The sequence below is a fragment of the Chroococcidiopsis sp. SAG 2025 genome, assembly GCF_032860985.1.
Taxonomy (GTDB): Bacteria; Cyanobacteriota; Cyanobacteriia; order Cyanobacteriales; family Chroococcidiopsidaceae; genus Chroococcidiopsis.
Genome location: NZ_JAOCNC010000001.1, coordinates 3581607 through 3602366 on the forward strand (window position 1 = coordinate 3581607; position 20760 = coordinate 3602366).

Below are 20760 nucleotides of genomic sequence, written 5' to 3' on the forward strand. Positions count from 1 at the left end.
ATACTACTTGACTAAATCGAATAGTTCATTCGTTTTGAGAAGAAGCTTGAAAATTGGGAAGAGCCTGCTCCCTCTCGTCTTGAATCTGCGGTTGTTGAAATCCTGACTCGCCAGGTAAACCTGATTTACCTGATTTTAAGAAACGCTCTTCTAGTTTCTTGATCGTGACGTACAGCACTGGTACTAAAAACAAGCTCAAGATTGTCGAAATGAGGTAGCCACCAAAAAGCGCTGTCCCTAAAGACCAACGACTCATTGCTCCAGCTCCTTTAGCAATTACCAGGGGCCAGAAACCGACAAGACCAGCAAAGGCAGTCATCAGAATCGGTCGCAAGCGTTCTTTAGCAGCTCGAATTGCTGCCTGGGTAATATCCATACCTGTCTCTAACGACTGGTTGGCAAATTCTACAATCAGAATTGCGTTCTTACTCGCTAGACCAATCAACATCACCAAAGCTACCTGGGCATAGATATTATTGTTAACCGCTGGCCAAACTCCACCAGCTTGAAAAATATTTGCCCGTAAGACAACTGCACCAATAGCACCCAAGATCGCCAAGGGTACTGTAATCATAATGATGGTGGGATCGACGTAGCTTTCATACTGAGCGGCTAGCACCAGAAAGACCATCACAAAAGCTAAACCAAAAATAATCGGTGCAGCACCCCCAGAGGATTTTTCTTGAAAAGCAGTTCCCGTCCAGGCGTAGCCAAATCCCGGTTGCAACACTTCTTGAGCGACCTCTTCCATCGCTTGTATGGCTTGTCCTGTACTATAGCCTGGTGCTGCTGCGCCTTGAATTTTGATCGCAGGATAGGCGTTGTAATGGCTCACAATTGGCGGATAGTTCAATCTTGTCAAGTTTACGACATTGCTCAGTTGGACGAGGTTGTTATCTTGAGAGCGTACGTACAAACGACTTATATCCTCGGGATTAGAGCGCACCGTTCCTTCTGCTTGGGCATAAACTCGATACAGCCGCCCGCCAAGAACGTATTGGTTAATGTATCGTGCGCCTAAATATGTCTGTAAGGTATTGAAAATGTCGTTAATTTCGATGTTCTGTGCCTTGGCTTGGCTGCGATCGATAGAAATTTGCATCATTGGCGTACCGAAGGTAAATTGAGTAAACACTCCCGCCAATTCCGGTCGTTTCTGGGCTGCGGCGATCGCCTTTTGGGTATTGTCGATCAGCGCTTCCATAGGCAGGGCAGCTTTATTTTGGATGTATAGCTCAAACCCACCTGTAGAACCTAATCCATCCACTGGCGGTGCGTTGACGGCAATTGCCCGGGCTTCTGGAACTTTTTCCTGTAACCCCTGGTTAACCTTTTGCAGAACCCCAAAAACTGACTTATCTGCGCCAGGACGCTCCTCCCAGTTTTTCAACTTGACAAATAGAAGTGTCTTGTTGCTAGCATTTCCTTCAAACCCATAGCCAGCAGTGCCAAATGCATGTTCGACTTCGGGTAACGGTAGCATCACTTCTTCAGTAATCCGCGTCAAGAGGTCGGCACTGTAGTTTAAAGAAACCCCCGCTGGAGCTTCGACAATAGCAAACAAATAGCCCTGATCCTCTTCAGGAATAAACCCTTGAGGAGTTGTCTGATAGATCCAACCCGTCGCGATCAATCCGGCAATAAAAACAGGAATGACAAGCAGCCGAACCCGAATCAGAAATTCTACTGTCTTGGTATATCCCGTTTTGAACCAGTCAAAAACCTGATTAAACCAACGAAACAAGACTCCCAAAGGTCCGTGTACTTCCTCCTGCCTTCGCAGGAGAATAGCTGACATACTAGGAGAGAAGCTCAGGGCGTTAAAGGTAGAAATGGCGATCGAGAAAGCAATAACCAGCGCAAATTGCTTGTAGACAATTCCTGTCGTCCCAGGGAAGAAAGTCACGGGAATAAACACCGCCATGAGTACAACTGATGTCGCGACAACCGCCCCTGTCAGTTCCCCCATAGCATCTAGAGCTGCTTGCAGTGGTTTCATTCCTTGAGCTAACTTTGCAGATATTGCCTCCACCACCACAATTCCATCATCTACCACAAGACCAGTTGCTAAGATGATGCCAAACAAAGTCAGTTGATTGAGACTAAATCCTAATACAAACGCTAAAGCCATTGCCCCAACTAGCGAAACTGGAATGGCAATAGCAGGAACGATAGTGGTGCGCCAGTCCTGTAAAAAGATGAAGATGACTAAGAACACCAACGCGATCGCATCGATTAGAGTTTTAAAGGCTTCGTCGAGGGAAGCTGCCACGAATAAAGTATTATCTAAGGCAACTTCTGCTTTCAATCCAGGCGGAAAATTCTGTTCTAGCTCCGCCATTTTTTCTTTGACCAACTTAGCCGTGTTCCAGGCATTTGTACCAGGAAGTTGGTAGACTAAAAGACCGACTGCTGGCGCGCCATCGAACATGGCATTGGTACTATAATCTTGCGCCCCTATTTCCGCTCGACCCACATCTTTAATTCTGATCAGCGTACCATCCGCACCGACTTTCACCACTGTATTTTCGGCTTCTTCGGGAGTCGTGAATCGACCAGCCGCTCTCAGGGCAAATTCGTAACGCTGCTCGGATGGAGTGGGCTGCTGACCAATTTTGCCTGCTCCTACCTGAATATTCTGTTCTGAAATGGCATCGATCGCATCCTGAGCCGTCAATTGTCTAGCGGCAAGGGCATCGGGGTTAAGCCAGATCCGCATGGCATACTTCCGTTCTCCCAAAATTACGGCGTTCCCCACCCCCTCGATCCGCTTGATTTCATCGAGAATTTGGCGATCGACATAGTTACTCACGAAAACAGGATTGTACGTAAATCGATCGTTCTTATCCTTGTCGGCATAAAAGGCGTAAGCAATCGTAATCGTGGGAGATTGTTTTTGGGTGATGACACCAGTTCGGTTTACCTCTTCAGGTAGCTCGGCTTGAGAAACGGCAACATTATTTTGGACAAGAACTTGAGCAGTGTTCCTGTCCATTTCCGTCGGGAAAGAAATGTTGATACTCGTATCACCATTATTCGTCGTTTGAGAAGACATATATACGACCCGCTCTGTGCCATTGATTTGCCGCTCCAGAACGGTGGTGACGTTTTCCTCAGAGGTTTTGGCATCACTACCCAGATAGTTAGCAGTTACAGTCACCTGCTTTAGAGCCATTTCCGGCAGCTTATCCAAAGGAAGCAGGGGAATACAAATTCCGCCAATCAAGAGAATCAGTACAGTGCAAACTGTAGTTAAGATCGGTCTTTTGATGAAAGTGTTAGCAATACTCAACAGCATAGTCCAGGAGTTCCTATTAATTTTTGGGATAGTGGAAGTGTTGGGACAGTAGAACAGAGCTATTGCTTAAGATTTAGGATTCAGACGCTATCGGCTGCACGGGGGCGTTATCTCTTAAGTTCAAAATTTCCGTGACAGCAATCTTTTCTCCTGGCTTCACTCCATTGAGTACCTGATATTTCTGACCTTTGATATTTCCCAACTGTACGGGCTTTTGCCGCACGACTGTTTTGCTCCCTTGTTGCTCGACGCTATAAACAAAGCTTTGGTCGCCGATGGTAAATACGGCATCCGTAGGGATTAAGACTCCAGGGCTTTGACTCCAAATCACTCTTGCTTTGACAAATTCGCCATCACGTAATTTCCCATGTTGATTAGAAAAGCGAGCTTTAGCTAAGATTGCTTGGTCGCCAGTGTTGACTTGAGGATTAATAAAAGAAATACTGCCTGTGGCTATGCGCTTATTTGTGTTGGGGTCGATCGATTCTACAGGCAACCCTAATTTTAGTTGAGATGAGTGTTCGATCGGAACCGAGAGCCGTAGGTCTACCGAATCGTTCTGGGTGATGTTGGTCAGAGTTTGACCGATATTAACGTAGTCTCCCACCTTGACAGGAAAATCTCCAACTACACCTGCGATCGGTGCTAGCACTTGTTTGTACTGAAGAGAGACATTGACAGCATTTGCTTCTGCCTGAGCCTGCTTAATTTCAGTCTTCATTTGATTAGAGCTGGATTTGGCAGCTTCTACATCTTCCTCAGCAGCATGGAGGGCTGCAATGGCTGTATTCAAATCTCTATGTGCAATATCTAATTGCTGCCTAGCTTGTACTCCTTCGTTGACTAGTCGCTCGGCTCGCTGATATTGTATCTTCTGAAGTTCTACTTCCGATGCAGCTTTAATTTTGTTAGCTTCTGCTGCTTTTAGTTGCGCTAAAGCAGTGATGCTGACTGCTCTAGCAGAGTTGACCTTAGCAATAGCACTGGCATATTCGGCTTGAGTGCGATCGGAGCGGAGCTGTACAATTGGCGTTCCCTTGTCAACTCGATCTCCATTGGAGACGTGAATTTTAACAATCCGACCCTCAATCTCTGGTTGTAGGACAACTCTCTTGACAGCTTCTAACGTTCCGACAAATTCAGAATTATCTTGAACTAAACTAGATTTGAGTGTTTGCAACTTGATAGGAATAGCAGCAGGGGATTTGCTTGCTGTAGCAGGAAGCGTACTCGATTTGCAGCTACTAGTGAAGGTGGAAGCTAGAAGGGCTACACCTATGACTTTTGCTGTTAGTAAAGCGTTGTATTTCATTTTAATTTTCCATTAGTATACTTTTACTTTTTTTACTTTGACTTGATATTTTTTGCTAAATCTTAAGTCGAAATAAAGTCGTAGGTTTGTTTTTCTAAATAATATTAAATGCAAACAAGAATTAAAAAAGATTAAGCAATGAAAATTTTTTCTGTTTCAAGCATATGAAAAAAGAATTTGAGCAATAAAGGGATCGCACTGGTAGCATTTATTTAGCCTCGTGTTTGACGGTCGATGTATACTCGCCCATTCTAAGAGTGAGGCTGCAAGGTCACTAGGGTTAATATTTCTGAGTAAGTTTGTTTTTTTTTCGCTCAGTACAGGACAAAAGCTGGAAAAATGCAGCGATGAAAGGGTTTCATCAGAAACACCACATTGTTTGGACAATTCTTCAAGTGGTTTTCCAGCTCATAAATTGCTGGCAAAGCAACTCTGAACAAATTCAGGCGATCGGTGGCTGCGATCGCTAGGAATATCAATAACAAAATATAGGTCGAGCGGATTTAAAACCTTGGGTTTATTTTCGTTGCGATCGCTCGATTTGTTCTGCTTCTTTTGTACAAAGAATACAGACTTACTCCGAAAGAGCGACCCTTGCAACCGTGCTTTGTACTTCTTACTATTTAGGAAATCACAGATCGAAATTGCCACTCATAAATCCAAAATTTACGGACTAATCAACTGCTTAGTTTTTACTTCGTTCGCTACCGCTCAGCTTCTCGATTTCATCCCAATCTGGTACATCTTTGGAGGTCAAATGAGCCAATCAACGCTGCGAACTGCGATCGTGGGTAGTGGTTTTACTGGATTGTTTACTGCCCTTTACCTGAGTCATCTAGGCTATACGGGTCAGATAATTTTGATTGATCGCTCCGAGCGTTTTGTTTTTAAGCCCCTACTATTTGAATTTCTCAACGGGCAGATGGATGCAAACCAGGTTTGGCCCCAATATGAGGAACTGCTTCAAGGAAGCGGCGTGACGTTCGTGCAGGACAGCGTTGAGCATATAGACTTAGCCGGACGCAAGATCGAACTGGCTTCTGGCTTGCATTATACCTACACTCATCTCGTGCTTGCTGTAGGAAGCACAGTAGGATACTTTGGAACCCCGGGAGCTGAAGAGTACTCTTTCCCGTTTCGCAGTGGGCTGGATGTCCTTGCCCTGCGTCAGCATTTACGCCAGTCTCTACAACGCGCTAGCCAAATTGAAGATTCCCAGTTGCGGCAGAAATTACTGACGATTGCTGTCATCGGTGCAGGTCCAACGGGTGTCGAACTGGCAAACACGCTGGCGGATTTATTGCCTACCTGGTATGCCAAGTTAGGTGGTAATCCTCACGAGATCCGACTAGTGTTGATGAATCGCAGTCAAAATATTCTCTCTGGTGATGTGAACGCTTGTTTGCGCGAGACTGCTTATGCTGCTCTACAGAAGCATGTCGTTCCAGTTGAACTATTGACTGGAGCTGCTGTCACTGCTCTAGATTCAGGTAAAGTGGAGTATACCCGCGACAACCAACCTGCCGTGCTTGAAGCTGAAACGATGATTTGGACGGCAGGTACAGCCATCAATCCACTAGTCAAAAAACTTCCGATTCCCGACGAGCAGCGCGACAAGCACGCTCGTCCCTTCATCACGCCAACCCTTAACCTAGTCGGCTATCCAGAAGTTTTTGCTGGAGGCGACTGCGTGACGTTGCTCAAGCCCGAGCCAGCTCTGGCACAGGTTGCCTATCAGCAGGCGAAGGCGATCGCCCGTAACCTAGTTGCTGTTTCAGCAGGTGAGAAACCCAAGGCTAGTCGCATATTCTTGCGCGGAACGTTGATGAAACTGGGTACGCAAGAGGCTGCTGCTGAAATATTTAACAAGCACGAAGTTAAAGGCAGGATAGGTCATGCAATCCGTCAACTAACATACCTAGAGATGCTGCCTACACCAGTCCACAATTTAAAAGTCACTACTGAATGGCTCAGTGAAGAAGTGTTCCATCACGCTAAAAATTTGGTTTGATTCCACAGAAATTGTTGTGAAAGTCGGAAACATTTTACTATTGCTCGCGCTCTCGACAACGATTGATTACTTGAGTGTAAAGAATACATCCTTACTTCAAAAATTTGACTCTTGCCGTTGTATTTTGCGAGATCTAAACTTTGAAATATTAAAGCCAACGAAATTCAATTGAATTGGCCTAAAAAAAACAAGAATAACATAATTAATCCAAAATATATACACAACAGCTCATAAATTGCGATGTGGAGGTTTTATGGTTCATAAGCTACATAAAAATGATGAATCTGTAGAAGCTCTTGTTATTGGTAGTGGTTTTGGTGGAGCCGTTGCAGCTTTACGTTTAGGACAAGCAGGTATCGATACAGTAGTGCTAGAGCGAGGTCGTCGTTGGCAGATTACACCTGCCCAAAATACTTTTGCTACTCCTCATAATCCTGATGGTCGAGCCGCTTGGCTTAGTCCAGAAACTATATTTGGGCAGCCGATCGACATACATACAGGCGTGATGGAAACCTTAGTTGAAGATGGAATTATTGTTTTAAATGGTGCTGGAGTTGGAGGCGGCTCATTAGTTTATAATAGTATTATTTATCAACCCATCCCTGAGTTATTTCAGAAGGTTTTTCCTAGTTCGATTAGTTATGATGAATTGAATACAGTTTATTACCCTCGCGTTCATTCAATTTTACAGCCTTCGCCAATTCCTCCAGATATTTTAAATACTATTTACTATGATACAACGCGGCTATTTATTCAACATGCCACTCAAGCAGGATTCCGCAATCATCTACTAGAATTAGCTGTTGATTGGAATATAGTTCGTGAAGAGATCGATGGTACAAAAGTACAGTCCACTATTATCGGAGACCATTGGTGGGGTATCAATAGCGGTGCTAAAAAGAGCTTAGATCGCAATTACTTATCCCAAGCAGAAAAAACTGGTTTCGTAGAAGTACTTCCTCTACATGTAGCAGTAGAAATTGCTGAAAGTCCTGAAGCTGGTTACCGAGTTTCATGTCATCAAATAAATGAATCAGGAGAGGTTGTCGAACACAAATCTTTTCGCTGTCGCTATTTGTTTTTAGCAGCTGGATCTATGGGGACTTCTAAACTTTTAGTCAAAGCTAAAGCGACAGGTTCATTACCTAGATTAAATAACTACGTCGGTAAATTTTGGAGTTCTAATGGCGATACCATTGCGACTCGTTCAAATTTACCACCTGTATCTGGGAAAGGAGGACCTGCGGGTGCAGTTCTAGAAAATTTCGACAACCTCGATCGCCCGATCGTACTCATAAATCTTGAAAATTGGGCTAGTCCTGAAGGAACGCAACAGTGTCTTGGTTTGGGTCTACCCTCACACAGCGGAACCTTCACGTATGATGCGTCCACAGATTCTGTCAAGTTACACTATCCCCGAGAAACCCAACTCATGGCAGACACAGAGAAAACCTACAAAACTCTTGACAGTAAAAATGCCATTTCTACCAAAACGCCTGTGACGGAAATGAGATTTTATACTCCCACGACCACAAACCAACCTACCTCTGAAACTGATGTTGTTATCACTGCCCATCCACTGGGGGGAGCAGTTCTAGGAAAAGCGTGCGATGACTACGGGCAAGTATCTGGTTATCGAGGACTTTATGTCGTCGATGGTGCGCTGATTCCTGGCTCTACAGGATGTACAAATCCTGCATTCACGATCGCTGCTTTAGCAGAACGCTGTATGGATCGAATCATCGCAGATATTCACTAAACTGTTTGCTGCGCCCATTTACAACTGTAATACCAATGTAATACCAAGGAGTGTATTTTATACCATGAAGATTCTCATACTGATGACCAACTCAGCTACTCTCACCCTATCAACTGGAGAGAAACATGCTTCAGGGTTTTGGGCTGAGGAGTTTGTCCTTCCTTATCAGATCTTTAAGCAAGAGGGATATGAAGTTGATGTAGCGACAATAGGTGGTCTTGCACCGAGCGTGGATAAAACCAGCATCGATCCGAACTTCATGCCGTACGTCAGACCAGTAGGATCGCAAGTAGACGACTCCGAGCAAGCCAGAGAGTTTATCGAGTTTATTGAGGCATCATCCGATCTCAAAAAACCTTTAAATTTGGATGAATTTACTAAAGCACAAGTCGCCTCCTACGATGGTATTTTCCTGAGTGGCGGTCATGGTGCGATGCAGGATATGCCGAAGTCGGATACGATGACGCAACTCTTCCGTTGGGCGATCGAGTTGGACAAGCCAATAGCAGCTGTTTGCCACGGAGGAAGCGGACTTTTGGCGCTGAGAACCCCCGAAGGTCGCTGGCCTTTTGAGGGTTACCGCATGACCTGCTTCTCCCACGAAGAAGAACTAGTGACACCAATAGCAGGGATGCTACCCTTTATACTACAGTTTGAAATAGAGCGGTTAGGTGGCATTTACGAGAAAGCTAATATTATCTGGGGTTCGCACGTAGTAGAAGACCGTAACCTTGTCACAGGGCAGAATCCTTATTCCTCTGATGCGGTAGCCAAAGCCTTTGCGCAGAAATTAAACAAAGTTAAAGTTCCAGCCTAGAAGTTGACACACCTGGAAATCATCGGGATTGGGGGTAAGAGAGTTTGGCAAGTGCGATCGCGAGGACGGCTGTATAGGCAGTATAGTTACTTGCCAAAATTCCCAAAATTAAAGTTGCATTTTTTAAGAGGAGCAGTCTTTAATGTAAAACAGTCAAACGACAAACAATACTTTTTGTGAGTCAAGTTTATGGATTTACAGCTACGTGACAAGCGGACGCTGATTACCGGTAGTAGTAGCGGTATTGGTGAGGGCATTGCGAAGGTGCTGGCTCAGGAAGGCGCGATCGTTGTCATACACGCTCGCAAGGAAGAACAGGCGAATCGAGTAGCTCGGGAAATTACCTCAGGCGGTGGAAAGGCGGTGGTTGCCATTGGAGATCTCTCAACGGATGAAGGCGCATATCAAACCGCAGACAAAGCGTTGCAGTCTCTGGGCGGCGTGGATATTTTGGTCAATTGTGCGGGCATGTTTCTCAACCGAGGCTGGATGGATACTCCGACCGATGGATGGCTCCAAATGTACAATGCCAACGTAGTTTCTATGGTGCGCATGATTCGCCTTCTCGTACCCCAAATGAAGGAACTCGGCTGGGGGCGTATTATTCAGATCGCCAGCACCGAAGCAACGCAGCCTTTTGCAAATATGCCCGACTACGCAGCTACCAAAGCGGCAATCCTTAATTTGACGGTGAGCCTAGCCAAGGAGTTAGCACAAACAGGGGTAACGAGCAACTCAATCAGCCCCGGCATTGTCCGAACTTCAGGACTTGAGAGTTTTTTCCGCGAAACCGCAGCTAGCAGAGGCTGGGGTACGGACTGGGCGGAGATTGAAAAAAACGTACTCAAAGAGATTTGGTACAACCAAGTTGGTCGTTTGGCATGGGTTGAAGATATCGCAAATCTTGTTGCTTATGTAGCAAGCCCCCTTGCAGATTTCATCAACAGCGCGAACCTCCGAGTGGACGGTGGTGGCACAAGTACTGTCAATTGAGTTGATAACTTCCGTTTCCAACGCGCTACGCTCTTTTCCGTACAAATTGAATTCATCTATGGAGAAAACCTCATGGTAATTGAAATCATTAGGTACAACATTCCTGCCGGTCAAGAAAGTGCTTTTGAATCTGCTTACGAACAGGCGCAGCAATATTTAGCAGAATCTCCTAACTGTCTGGGCTATCAGCTGGCTCATTGTGTAGAGGAACCGAATCGTTACATTCTTCGTATTGATTGGGATTCCATTGAAGGTCATATGCAGGGTTTTCGGAACAGTTCGTATTTCCCAAAGTTTTTTCAATTGGTATCTCCTTACATTAAGTCAGTTGATGAAATGCAGCATTACAAAAAAACACCTATTTCCCTGAAAAAATAAAGTTTTATGACAGATCGATTGTATGGAAAAGTCGCCCTTGTTACTGGGGCTTCATCTGGTATTGGTCAGGCAACAGCACTTGCGTTTGCACGCGCTGGAGCGAAAGTCGTGGCTGCCAGCCGTCGCGATGCCGAGGGGCAGGAGACCGTGCGTCGCATACAAGAGGCAGGAGGCGAAGCCCTTTTCATCAAGACTGATGTGTCAAAGGCTGCTGAAGTAGAAGCGCTGGTTAACAAAACTATGGATACTTACGGTCGTTTAGACTGCGCTTGCAACAGCGCTGGTGTCATCTCGGCATCCAGTTTACTCACCGATGTGTCAGAAGATGAATGGGATCGTCATATCAACGTAAACCTCAAAGGAACGTGGCTTTGCCTCAAGTACGAAATTCCAGCGATGCTCAAACAGAAGAGTGGCGCGATTGTGAACTTGGCTTCTGCCGCTAGTATCGTTGCGTTTGCGGGCTATGCCGCTTACGCTGCGACTAAAGGCGGAATCCTTGCTTTAACGCGATCGGCAGCGATAGAGTATGCCAAATCTGGTATCCGTATCAATGTCGTGAGTCCCGGTTCCATCAATACCGATATGTTGAACAGTGCCACTGAAGATATAGTTTCTCAACTTGCAGCAGCGCATCCCGTGGGACGTGTTGGCGAACCAGAGGAGGTAGCAGAAGCTGTGGTGTGGTTGTGTTCAAAAGCAGTTTCCTTCGTCACCGGACACAATATGCTGATCGATGGAGGATATAGCGTCCAGTAAGGTGAGCGAGATCGAAGCAAGGGCAATCTCGGCAAAAAATTCAGCACGCTCGTAAAACAGGAGCAGCATGGCTAACAAAATCTTAGGGACATCAGTGAAGCGACGCGAAGATCCAGAACTTCTGCGAGGGGAAGCCAAGTTTACAGCTGACATGACGCTGCCTCATCTGTTGCACGCGGCAATTTTGCATAGCGATCGCGGTCATGCACTGATCCAAAGTATAGATACCAGTGCCGCAGAGCGAATGCCTGGGGTTGTACGGGTGATTACTGGAGCTGAGCTGATACTAGTTCCATTCTGCCCCTACCGTGCATCATGAATCCTGGTGGTGCAGAATCCCGTTTTCCCTCCTACCCCTACGGACTACCCGGAGCCCAAACTGTTCTGGCTACAGATAGGGTTCGTTACATTGGCGAATTTGTGGCAGTGGTGGTCGCCTTAACCCGTCAGCAAGCTTATGATGCCCTGCCAGCAATCGAGGTGAAATACGAACCGTTGCCAGCGATCGTCAATGCAGAAGAAGCACTTCAGCCCGATGCACCTCAACTACACGACACAGTACCCAACAATCTCAACCAGTACATCTCTCACGGGAATAAACAGGCGACGGAGCAGGCGATCGCCAATGCTGAGGTGGTCGTCAAGCAAAGAATCCGCTACCAACGAGTAATCCATAATCCCGTAGAACTTCGCGCTTCCATCGGCGATTATAACCCCGAGACTGGGGAGTACACTCTGTGGACAAACACCCAAATTCCTCATGGTAACCGCTTTCTGCTCTCTCAACTCGTGATGGGTATTCCCTACAACAAGCTGCGTGTCATCGCTCCCCATATTGGCGGCGGCTTTGGTTCCAAGGGTTATCTTTACCCAGATACGGCTCTTGTACTTTTTTTGGCTAAGGAGCTAGGTCGCCCTGTCAAGTGGGTTGACACGCGCAGAGGCTTAGCCCGCTCTACGGTGCAAGCTCGCGATCAAATCCAGTACGTAACTATAGCTGGGACAAAAGAAGGTCAGATTACTGCGCTTCATTGCACGAACTACGCCAATTTGGGAGCTTACCCAGCTACGAATGGACCAGGCGCTCCTGCAATCCTCACAGGTTGCAGCATTACGGGGGTCTATGCGATCGAGCATCCCTTCTATGAAGTCTACTGTATGTTTACTAACCTCGTTCCCAATGGTCCGGCTCGGGGTGCTGGTCGTGCTGAGGCAATTTTCCTGATCGAGCGCATGGTCGATCTCTTCTCACGGCAGATTGGCATGGACCCGGCTGAAGTCCGCCGTAAAAATATGGTTGCTGCCAATCGCTTCCCCTATAAGAACGGTTTGGGCTGGACTTATGACTCTGGCAATTATGAGGTAGCGCTCGATAAAGCTCTAACGACAATCGATTACAACAACATCGCACAGCGGAAGGCGGAAGCTAGAACGCGCGGCAAACGTCTCGGAGTTGGAATTGGTTCGTATGTCGCGATCGCAGGTGTTGGTCCCTGCCCCCTTATGGCTAGAGACATAGGTTTGAATGGGAGTACTTGGGGAAGCGCCCACATTCGCGTTCACCCAACGGGTGATGTCACTCTGATTACTGGGGCGCAACCACACGGTCAGGGTCAGGTGACATCTTTTTCTCAGATTATCGCTGAGGTACTTGGTGTTGACTTGGAGCAAATTGAAGTGCTGCACTCCGATACTAAAGGTGCTATCTATGCCCAAGGCAGCTATGGTTCGCGCTCCTTCAGCGTGGAAGGAGCGACAGTGTACAAAGCTACCCAAAAGATCGACGCGAAAGCACGTCAAATGGCAGCCCACATCTTCAAAGTGGCAGAGTCAGATGTGGTAGTCAATCGAGGTAAATTTTATGTTATAGGTGCGCCCGAGCAGTTCAAAACTTTAAAGGAGATTGCGCTGGCGCTTTGGTACGCTTGGGATTTACCAGCAGGGATGGAACCCGGTTTGGAAGCGATCGCCTACTTCGATCCGCCAGATTTCAATTATCCTTTCGGCACTCACATTGCTCTGGTCGAAATTGACGAACAAACTGGTCAGATTGAAGTCGTTCGTTATGTAGCAGTAGATGACTTCGGCAATGTGGGAAATCCCACGATCGTGGATGGTCAAACGCACGGTAATATCCATTTTGGTATCAGTCAAGCCCTGTTTGAAGAGGCTGTATACGATCGCGACGGACGAATTCTGACAGACGAATTTACGACATACGCGATCGCGAAAGCTTCCCAGTTACCCAAGTTTGAACTCGATCGCACTGTCACACCTACTCCTCATAACCCGCTTGGAGCAAAGGGAGCAGGTGATGTCAGCATTACGGCTGTACCTCCGGCGATCGTCAACGCTGTTTGTAACGCCCTTTCCGACTTGGGAGTCACTCACATCGATATGCCTGTAACGCCGGAAAAAGTTTGGCGGGTGATGCAGGAAATCCCCAGGGATAATGACTCTTGAGTAGGGCGATCGCGAGATCGTGGGTCGTGGGTTATGGACAGAATCCGCCTACTACTGCAACTTAAATTTTTCGACTGACGCAGAATAACTGAATAATGGATAAAATTACATGATTCCAGTTCAATTTGACTACGCTGCACCTGCAACTCTGGAAGCTGCGGCGAATTTGCTAAAAGAGAACAACGGAGCACAGATTCTTGCTGGTGGTCACAGCTTACTGAGAGAAATGAAGCTGGGTCGAGTCTCCCCCTTACTACTAGTAGATCTAGGAAAAATTCAAGGTTTGCAAGGGATTGGTCTCAATCGCGATCCGAACGGTGTCGTCCAAATTGGTGTCATGACTACCTATGCCCAAACCGCTAATGCCTTCAAGGTTAAGGAAAAGTATCGCGCTCTGGCTGAAGCAGCGTCGAGCATTGGTGATGCCCAGATCCGCAACTGGGGCAGAATCGGTGACATCTTCGCCTACCATGACTTAGCCTGCGATCTGCCTGCCGCTGCTTTGGTTCTAGAAGCAACGTTCAACACGATCGCTCCAAGCAGTCATCGTGCGATTTTGGCTGAAGAGTTCATCAACGCCTCTTTCAATATCGGACTGGAGCCTGGTGAGATCGTCACTTCGATCGATCTGCCACCCTATGTTACCGGAACTAATAGTGCCTACGAAAAGTTCCAACACCCAGCCAGTGGCTATACCATCTGTGGCATTGCGAGCTTGATTAGGCGATCGTCCAGCGGTATTGTGAGTAAATGCCGTGTGGCTGTTACTGGCGCTCATACTCATGCTATCCGTCTGCGTCAGGTCGAGGCAGCACTGGAGGGCAAAGCACCGACAACAAAAAACATTGCGGCTGCGGCTAATCTAGCAACAGAAAGCGTGTCTATAAGCCAGGAAGCTAGCAAAGTACTGAATAGCCTTTCTAACAACTACATCTCGGCAGAGTATCGCACTCACCTAATGGGTGTGCTTACTGCTCGATCGCTCACTCGCGCTACCGAACGTGTCGAGGTTCGCAGTTATATTTGATTTGCAACCGGGAAATGCGATCGCAGTCTTTTCACTATTACTTTATAGTCTCTAAACCCATTTGTATCTGTAAGCAGAGAAACTAAAGTAGCTGTAGAAAAATGTCTATAAACTAGTGCCTGCAACTTATGTGCTGGGAATACTTGGAGCGTATCCCTCATCTGTCCATTTCACCGCCAGTCGTCCGTGTTTTAGTTGATATCATTATGTTTAGGAGGTAATCTTGGAAACAAACTTCAGTAGTTTTGTAACAAATCCGTTAGTTAGTATTCTCATTAATAACTATAATTACGGTCAGTTTTTAGGAGAGGCGATTGACAGCGCCCTTAACCAAACTTATTCTAACGTTGAGGTAATTGTAGTTGATGATGGTTCTACTGATAATTCTCCTAACGTGATTTCTGGATACGGCGATCGAATTATTTCAATTTTCAAAGAAAATGGCGGACAAGCTTCTGCTTTTAATGCAGGGTTTCTTGCTAGCAAAGGTGAAATTATTTGCATTTTAGATTCTGATGATGCTTTTGACCGAACGAAGGTAGAAAAAATTGTTGAAATTTTTCTACTAAATTCAGATCTTGGTTGGTGTTATCACCCTCTCAAGTTGCTTGATTATAGTAAAAACACGGTTATAAGAAGCGATCCTGACGGCATCTCTAGCCACAAAGTAGACTTTAGACAACAGGTACGACAAGGAAAATTACCGTATTTTGTTCCAGCAACATCAGGACTTTGTTTTCAGCGATCGCTACTTCAACAACTCCTGCCAATGCCAGTTGCTCAAAATATCTCCTTAGGAGATCATTACATCAAATTTACAGCTTTAGCATTGTCATCTGGATTCTTTCTAAATGAGGACTTAGCCATTCAGAAGGTTCATGAAAATAATGCTTTTACCTTAGATTTTTTTCATGGTAATAAGAAACAAGTTGAAGCCAGAATCTTAATTTTAACTGCTTATTGGATGCAAAATAAATTTCCAGTTACGATCAATTTTGCTAATAAAATTTTTGGCATTGGTCTTGGTATATATTGGCAAACAGGTGGGATTGAACCAGAGTGTAAGTCCTCAATTGAGGAATACTTGTCTAATACTTCTGCAATAGAAAAGATTGAAATCTACTTGCGGGCATATTATCATGCAAATCCACTCTTTCTAAGCATTCGACGTTTTCGGTTGCTCCGCGATCTGCAACGAGTCAAAACAATAGCAGATGCTGGAGAACATTCGACTGTCACCACACCCATCTAACATTGTGGAAGTTCTGAAACAGATTTTTCCTACACTAACGAAGCGATCGTCTAGATTGTCCGTATTCGTTGAATAGTCTTCCCTAAAACACTACTCTTTTGGTGGATGAGCGCCATCGCACTGCCTACAGTACACTCAAAAATCATACCTACACTTCACCGATATGGAAGACACTTTGTTCAACCGTACTTTTCGGGACAGCCAGGGCGAGATTGTTCTGGCTCAAAAGCCCAATCTGCCGATTCTGGTCTGGCTAGCAGCAACTTTACTCAATTTGATTCCCACGACTGGCAACCTCCACACAGGGCTAGACGCACTCGCCTTTGGCTCCTTGTTCACTTGGGCATGGCTGGAACTGTTCCAAGGTGTTAACTACTTCCGGCGGGCGTTAGGATTTATCGTGCTAATAGGCGCGCTCGCCTCTAGACTTCCCTGGTCGTAACGGGTTCACCATTCCAAAATTGTAATGCCTATTGCATTCCTCAAAGCAGTTGACAAGGGGTGTGAGTTTAGGTTTTAGGATAAAGTTGTAACTTTTGGGTGGCGATCTCTAGCTGCACTGGAGTGTTAACCGCTAAATAAGTGTTTGTGGGAGTCCGCGCCACGATCTCACGACCGCTAGGTGTATGGAGGACGTAGCGATATTCGCCTCCGAGAAACTGGCGATCGCGAATCGAGATTTGACTGGTAGGGACGGGGGTGAGAACGATCTCTTCTTGACGCACCATCAGATCGACTGCCTCTTGGCGATCGCAATCGTCAGTTAGGGTAATAGGGATAGTGCCGATTTCTGTCCGCCACACATCACCCTGACGCTGAGCTGGAATCAAATTGGCTTGGGTGACAAACTCGGCAACAAATCGCGATGCTGGTCGTTGATACAGACACTCTGGCTTATCAATTTGCTCTAGATAACCGTTGCACATGACTGCAACCCGATCCGCGAGCGATAGCGCTTCTTCGCGATCGTGCGTGACTAGTATCGCCGATACACCCGCAGCTTTGAGGATCGCGCGCAACTCGTGCCGCAATCGCAATCGCACTTGTGCATCTAGATTGCTCAGCGGTTCGTCGAGCAGAATCAGCGCTGGACGCGGAGCAATGGCACGAGCGAGAGCAACACGCTGCTGTTGTCCGCCAGAGAGTTGGTGAGGATAGCGGTTTTCCATACCAGTCAGATTGACTAAGGCGAGTGCATCTTTCACCTGCTTCGCAGTTTTGGAGGAGCGATCTAAGCCAAATGCAATATTTTGACTCACCGTGAGATGCGGGAACAAGGCGTAGTCCTGAAACACCATCCCCACGTTCCGCTGTTCTGGTGGCAACCAATGCCCATCGCCCGATACCCGCCGCTGGGCAATGTCAATCGTGCCGTTCTGGGGCTGTTCAAATCCAGCAATTAACCGCAGGAGCGTAGTTTTGCCACAACCAGAGGGACCGAGCAGCGCTAGTAAATCGCCTGCTGGCAACGATAGGGAAACCCCACAGACGGCGGGTTGAGTCCGGCGGGAAAATTGTCGAGTAACCTGATGCAGACAGAGAAGAGGAGAGGACATGAAAGCAGAAAAGCCAGTATATAAACTTAGACTTGCCTTTATAGTGTAATGGAGTCCTGCAATATATTCTCATCAAGAATTTCATATTATTGGCTGGACAGATCGTTTCTAATTATCTTTTTGCTTCATTGCCCTATGCATACGCTCGACTCTCGCCGTATTTTCAAACATTCCTGGAATGGCTGGACGTTGTTAGTTATAGCGATCGCCTTACTGATTCTTGCTCCGATTGGAGTGGTCCTCAGTAGTGTCTTGACAAACTCCGGCACGGTATGGAACCACCTCCTAACCACAGTGCTACCAGACTACATTAGTAGTTCTCTGTGGTTAATGCTGGGGGTTGGGCTGTGTACGGTGGCGATTGGCGTGGGGACGGCGTGGTTGGTGACAATGTGCCGATTTCCCGGACAGCGGCTATTAGAATGGGCGCTGCTGCTGCCATTAGCTGCGCCAGCTTACGTGCTGGCGTATGTGTATACGGAGATGTTGGAGTTTTACGGTCCGGTACAATCGGCGTTGCGAGCCGCATTTGGCTGGACGAGCGTAAATGACTACTGGTTTCCCACCGTTCGATCGCTAGGTGGAGCGATCGCCATTATCAGTCTCGTGCTATATCCCTATGTTTATTTGCTCAGCCGAGTGGCATTTTTAGAGCAGTCAGTTTGTACGCTAGAAGCAAGTCGGTTACTGGGATGCAATCCGTGGCGCAGCTTCACGCGAGTTGCATTGCCGCTGGCTAGACCAGCGATTGTCGCAGGAGTATCGCTGGTGCTGATGGAAACGCTAAATGATTTTGGTACGGTGCAATATTTTGCCGTGAATACGTTTAGCGTTGGGATTTACCGCACCTGGTTTGGTATGGGCGATCGAATTGCTGCTTCACAGCTATCGGCGTTGTTATTGGTATTTGTGCTGTTACTAATCGGGCTGGAGCGTTGGTCTCGGCAGCAAACGCGCTATCACCACACGGGACGCTATCAGCGATTGTCTGCGTTTAGGTTACGGGGATGGCGAGCGATCGCCGCTGTCATCGTTTGTGGACTGCCGATCGCACTGGGTTTTTTGATTCCTGCCGGACGCTTGCTGTACATGGCAATGACTGACATGACTCACAACTTCAGCGAACGCTTTTGGGAGCTTTCTCGCCATAGCCTGATCCTAGCGGCAGTAACGGCAATAGTGGCAGTCGTCGTGTCACCCATCCTAGCTTACGGTTTGCGACTGAGTTCCAATTGGGGTATGCAGGTAGCAGTCAGAACGGCAACGGTGGGCTATGCAATTCCTGGCGCGGTGATTGCCGTGGGCGTGCTGTTTCCAATTGGGGCGATCGATAATGCGATAGATGCTGGGATGCGATCGACTTTCGGGATTTCGACTGGCTTGTTGCTCAGCGGCACAATTATAACGCTGGTATTTGCCTATTTGGTGCGATTTTTGGCGGTTTCGTATAACACGGTTGAATCAAGCCTCAGCCGCATTAAACCCAACCTGGATGACGCGGCGCGATCGCTCGGCTGTGGCACAACTCGCACTCTGGTGCAGATTCACGCACCGTTGATGAGTGGTGGCTTACTCACGGCAGCAATTTTAGTATTTGTCGATGTGATGAAAGAATTGCCTGCGACGCTCATCGTTCGTCCGTTTAACTTTGATACGCTGGCAGTAGAGGTCTATCGGCTGGCAGCAGATGAGCGTTTGGCAGAGGCAGCTGCACCCGCATTGGCAATTGTTGCTGTTGGTATTATTCCTGTGATTGCTTTAAGTCGGCAGATTACCCTTACCAGATCGGAGGAAATTGACTACAGGTAGTTCTTTTGACACGAGATCGTGGTATATTCCTCTCTAATGCAAAAACTTATCATTAGCAGACTATCTGCGCTCGAAAAGGCGTTTTGTTAAACGCCAAATCGTGTCTTGACTAAATAGTGCTGAATCGATTTTCGAGTAGCACGTAGTTCCCTGGTCTTAGTTAATTAATGTGGTTAGTGAGTTATGAACTTAGGTAAGGTAAAAATCTGGGTAGGTGTGGGCGCTTACGTCCTTTCAGGCGCGGCAGCGATCGCTGCAACCGATCGTGCCGCAGAAGCAGCTGCGGAAAGGGCGATCGAAATACCCGATCGCCCTTCAGTGATGAAGATAGCCCAAGGTGGTGAAGGTGGCGAAGGTGGCGAAGGTGGCGAAGGTAGTACCCCTGCCAAGCCCCCCACAACCTTTACTCCCAGACAAGGTGGTGAAGGTGGTAGCCCCGCCAAGCCTCCTACTACTATTACCCCTAGCCAGGGTGGTGAAGGCGGTGAAGGTGGTGAAGGTGGCGAAGGTGGTGAAGGTGGTAGCCCCGCCAAGCCCCCCACGACCTTTACTCCCAGACAGGGTGGTGAAGGTGGTAGTCCCGCCAAGCCTCCTACTACTACCCCCAGTCAAGGTGGTGAAGGCGGTGAAGGCGGTGAAGCAGGAACATCATTCAAGGATAAGCTCAGTGGCAAGCAACTGTTAAACGCCTTGCAAAACGGTGGATATGTCATTTACTTCCGACATGCCCAAACTGAAAAGGATTATGCCGACCAAGTGTCCGCAAAAATGGGAGATTGTTCGACTCAGCGGATGCTAAGTGAAGTTGGCTGGCAGCAGTCACGGACGATCGGTCAAGCTTTTGAAGCGTTGAAGATTCCTGTGGGTCAAGTTTACTCTAGCGAGTATTGCCGTGCTTGGCAGACAGCAGATATTGCGTTTGGTCGCACTGAAAAGAGAGCAGCGTTAAATTTTCCACCTGCTGAAGATTACACCGAAGCCCAGAAAGCCCAAATGCGGACTGCGGTGATGCCATTCCTCACGACTGCGCCTGCTGACGGAACTAATACGGTAGTTGTGGGTCACGACGACGTGTTTGATGCGGCAACAGGAATTTATCCAGAGCCTCAGGGTGTTGCATACATTGTGAAGCCAGATGGCAAGGGTAAGTTCGAGATCGTCGCTAATATGTTGCCTGAAGAATGGGCAAAAATGGCACAATAAATCAGCGCTCGGGCAGCAGTGAAGAATGGGGTGTAGGATGTGGGGTGTGGGGTGTAGGGTGTGGGGTTGAATTGTGACTTGTGACTTGTGACTTGTAATTGCTCCCCCAGCTCTCTTCTTTCC

Annotated in this window: 17 protein-coding genes; 14 read left to right on the forward strand and 3 right to left on the reverse strand. The window is 47.2% G+C overall.

Going from position 1 to position 20760, the window contains the following annotated elements:
• Positions 1–25: 25 nt before the first annotated feature.
• Positions 26–3298: an efflux RND transporter permease subunit gene (locus N4J56_RS17380; RefSeq protein WP_317107567.1), complete on the reverse strand. Its 3273-nt coding sequence runs from the start codon at positions 3296–3298 to the stop codon at positions 26–28.
• A 73-nt stretch (positions 3299–3371) separates the two neighbouring features.
• Entirely contained in the window at positions 3372–4610 is a 1239-nt protein-coding gene (locus N4J56_RS17385; protein ID WP_317107568.1) for an efflux RND transporter periplasmic adaptor subunit, read from the reverse strand.
• Between the two features lie 347 nt (positions 4611–4957).
• Between N4J56_RS17385 and N4J56_RS17390 the strand changes: the two genes are divergently transcribed.
• From N4J56_RS17390 to N4J56_RS17445, 12 genes are all read left to right on the forward strand, one after another.
• Positions 4958–5080 (forward strand): hypothetical protein, encoded by a 123-nt coding sequence (locus N4J56_RS17390; RefSeq protein WP_317107569.1) that lies wholly within the window; start codon positions 4958–4960, stop codon positions 5078–5080.
• A 287-nt stretch (positions 5081–5367) separates the two neighbouring features.
• A complete protein-coding gene (locus tag N4J56_RS17395) occupies positions 5368–6621 on the forward strand; it encodes an NAD(P)/FAD-dependent oxidoreductase (protein WP_317107570.1) in 1254 nt (417 codons plus the stop codon).
• A gap of 253 nt (positions 6622–6874) precedes the next feature.
• Complete coding sequence (locus N4J56_RS17400; RefSeq protein WP_317107571.1) at positions 6875–8380, forward strand: GMC oxidoreductase; 1506 nt, start codon at positions 6875–6877, stop codon at positions 8378–8380.
• Positions 8381–8444: 64 nt separating this feature from the next.
• Positions 8445–9197 carry a type 1 glutamine amidotransferase domain-containing protein gene (locus tag N4J56_RS17405; RefSeq protein WP_317107572.1) on the forward strand — a complete coding sequence of 251 codons (753 nt, stop codon included), beginning with the start codon at positions 8445–8447 and terminating at the stop codon, positions 9195–9197.
• Positions 9198–9386: 189 nt separating this feature from the next.
• Positions 9387–10190 carry an SDR family oxidoreductase gene (locus N4J56_RS17410; RefSeq protein ID WP_317107573.1) on the forward strand — a complete coding sequence of 268 codons (804 nt, stop codon included), beginning with the start codon at positions 9387–9389 and terminating at the stop codon, positions 10188–10190.
• A 72-nt stretch (positions 10191–10262) separates the two neighbouring features.
• Positions 10263–10568, forward strand: a complete 306-nt coding sequence (locus N4J56_RS17415) for an antibiotic biosynthesis monooxygenase family protein (RefSeq protein WP_317107574.1) — start codon at positions 10263–10265, stop codon at positions 10566–10568.
• Between the two features lie 6 nt (positions 10569–10574).
• The gene (locus tag N4J56_RS17420; RefSeq protein WP_317107575.1) at positions 10575–11327 is read left to right on the forward strand and encodes an SDR family oxidoreductase; all 753 of its coding nucleotides are present in this window, start codon (positions 10575–10577) and stop codon (positions 11325–11327) included.
• Between the two features lie 67 nt (positions 11328–11394).
• Complete coding sequence (locus tag N4J56_RS17425) at positions 11395–11646, forward strand: hypothetical protein (protein WP_317107576.1); 252 nt, start codon at positions 11395–11397, stop codon at positions 11644–11646.
• Positions 11643–13790, forward strand: coding sequence for a xanthine dehydrogenase family protein molybdopterin-binding subunit (locus tag N4J56_RS17430; protein WP_317107577.1), 2148 nt, complete (start codon positions 11643–11645; stop codon positions 13788–13790). Before N4J56_RS17425 ends, N4J56_RS17430 begins: the two co-directional genes overlap by 4 nt.
• Positions 13791–13899: 109 nt before the next feature.
• Entirely contained in the window at positions 13900–14817 is a 918-nt protein-coding gene (locus tag N4J56_RS17435; RefSeq protein WP_317107578.1) for an FAD binding domain-containing protein, read from the forward strand.
• Positions 14818–15040: 223 nt separating this feature from the next.
• Positions 15041–16069: a glycosyltransferase family 2 protein gene (locus N4J56_RS17440; protein ID WP_317107579.1), complete on the forward strand. Its 1029-nt coding sequence runs from the start codon at positions 15041–15043 to the stop codon at positions 16067–16069.
• 163 nt (positions 16070–16232) lie between these two features.
• Positions 16233–16511 carry a hypothetical protein gene (locus N4J56_RS17445; protein WP_317107580.1) on the forward strand — a complete coding sequence of 93 codons (279 nt, stop codon included), beginning with the start codon at positions 16233–16235 and terminating at the stop codon, positions 16509–16511.
• Between the two features lie 67 nt (positions 16512–16578).
• On the opposite strand, the gene N4J56_RS17450 is transcribed toward N4J56_RS17445, so the two are convergent.
• A complete protein-coding gene (locus tag N4J56_RS17450; protein WP_317107581.1) occupies positions 16579–17625 on the reverse strand; it encodes an ABC transporter ATP-binding protein in 1047 nt (348 codons plus the stop codon).
• 135 nt (positions 17626–17760) lie between these two features.
• Between N4J56_RS17450 and N4J56_RS17455 the strand changes: the two genes are divergently transcribed.
• A complete protein-coding gene (locus N4J56_RS17455) occupies positions 17761–19434 on the forward strand; it encodes an iron ABC transporter permease (RefSeq protein WP_317107582.1) in 1674 nt (557 codons plus the stop codon).
• Between the two features lie 456 nt (positions 19435–19890).
• Complete coding sequence (locus N4J56_RS17460; protein ID WP_410500523.1) at positions 19891–20637, forward strand: histidine phosphatase family protein; 747 nt, start codon at positions 19891–19893, stop codon at positions 20635–20637.
• The last annotated feature ends 123 nt before the right edge of the window (positions 20638–20760 follow it).

Bases quoted from the DNA above. Each gene is read 5' to 3' on its own strand.
- N4J56_RS17400 (WP_317107571.1), top strand. From the start codon at position 6,875: ATGGTTCATAAGCTACATAAAAATGATGAATCTGTAGAAGCTCTTGTT.
- N4J56_RS17380 (WP_317107567.1), bottom strand. From the start codon at position 3,298: ATGCTGTTGAGTATTGCTAACACTTTCATCAAAAGACCGATCTTAACT.
- N4J56_RS17395 (WP_317107570.1), top strand. From the start codon at position 5,368: ATGAGCCAATCAACGCTGCGAACTGCGATCGTGGGTAGTGGTTTTACT.
- N4J56_RS17415 (WP_317107574.1), top strand. From the start codon at position 10,263: ATGGTAATTGAAATCATTAGGTACAACATTCCTGCCGGTCAAGAAAGT.
- N4J56_RS17410 (WP_317107573.1), top strand. From the start codon at position 9,387: ATGGATTTACAGCTACGTGACAAGCGGACGCTGATTACCGGTAGTAGT.
- N4J56_RS17455 (WP_317107582.1), top strand. From the start codon at position 17,761: ATGCATACGCTCGACTCTCGCCGTATTTTCAAACATTCCTGGAATGGC.
- N4J56_RS17420 (WP_317107575.1), top strand. From the start codon at position 10,575: ATGACAGATCGATTGTATGGAAAAGTCGCCCTTGTTACTGGGGCTTCA.
- N4J56_RS17390 (WP_317107569.1), top strand. From the start codon at position 4,958: ATGAAAGGGTTTCATCAGAAACACCACATTGTTTGGACAATTCTTCAA.
- N4J56_RS17385 (WP_317107568.1), bottom strand. From the start codon at position 4,610: ATGAAATACAACGCTTTACTAACAGCAAAAGTCATAGGTGTAGCCCTT.
- N4J56_RS17445 (WP_317107580.1), top strand. From the start codon at position 16,233: ATGGAAGACACTTTGTTCAACCGTACTTTTCGGGACAGCCAGGGCGAG.
- N4J56_RS17405 (WP_317107572.1), top strand. From the start codon at position 8,445: ATGAAGATTCTCATACTGATGACCAACTCAGCTACTCTCACCCTATCA.
- N4J56_RS17430 (WP_317107577.1), top strand. From the start codon at position 11,643: ATGAATCCTGGTGGTGCAGAATCCCGTTTTCCCTCCTACCCCTACGGA.
- N4J56_RS17425 (WP_317107576.1), top strand. From the start codon at position 11,395: ATGGCTAACAAAATCTTAGGGACATCAGTGAAGCGACGCGAAGATCCA.
- N4J56_RS17450 (WP_317107581.1), bottom strand. From the start codon at position 17,625: ATGTCCTCTCCTCTTCTCTGTCTGCATCAGGTTACTCGACAATTTTCC.
- N4J56_RS17435 (WP_317107578.1), top strand. From the start codon at position 13,900: ATGATTCCAGTTCAATTTGACTACGCTGCACCTGCAACTCTGGAAGCT.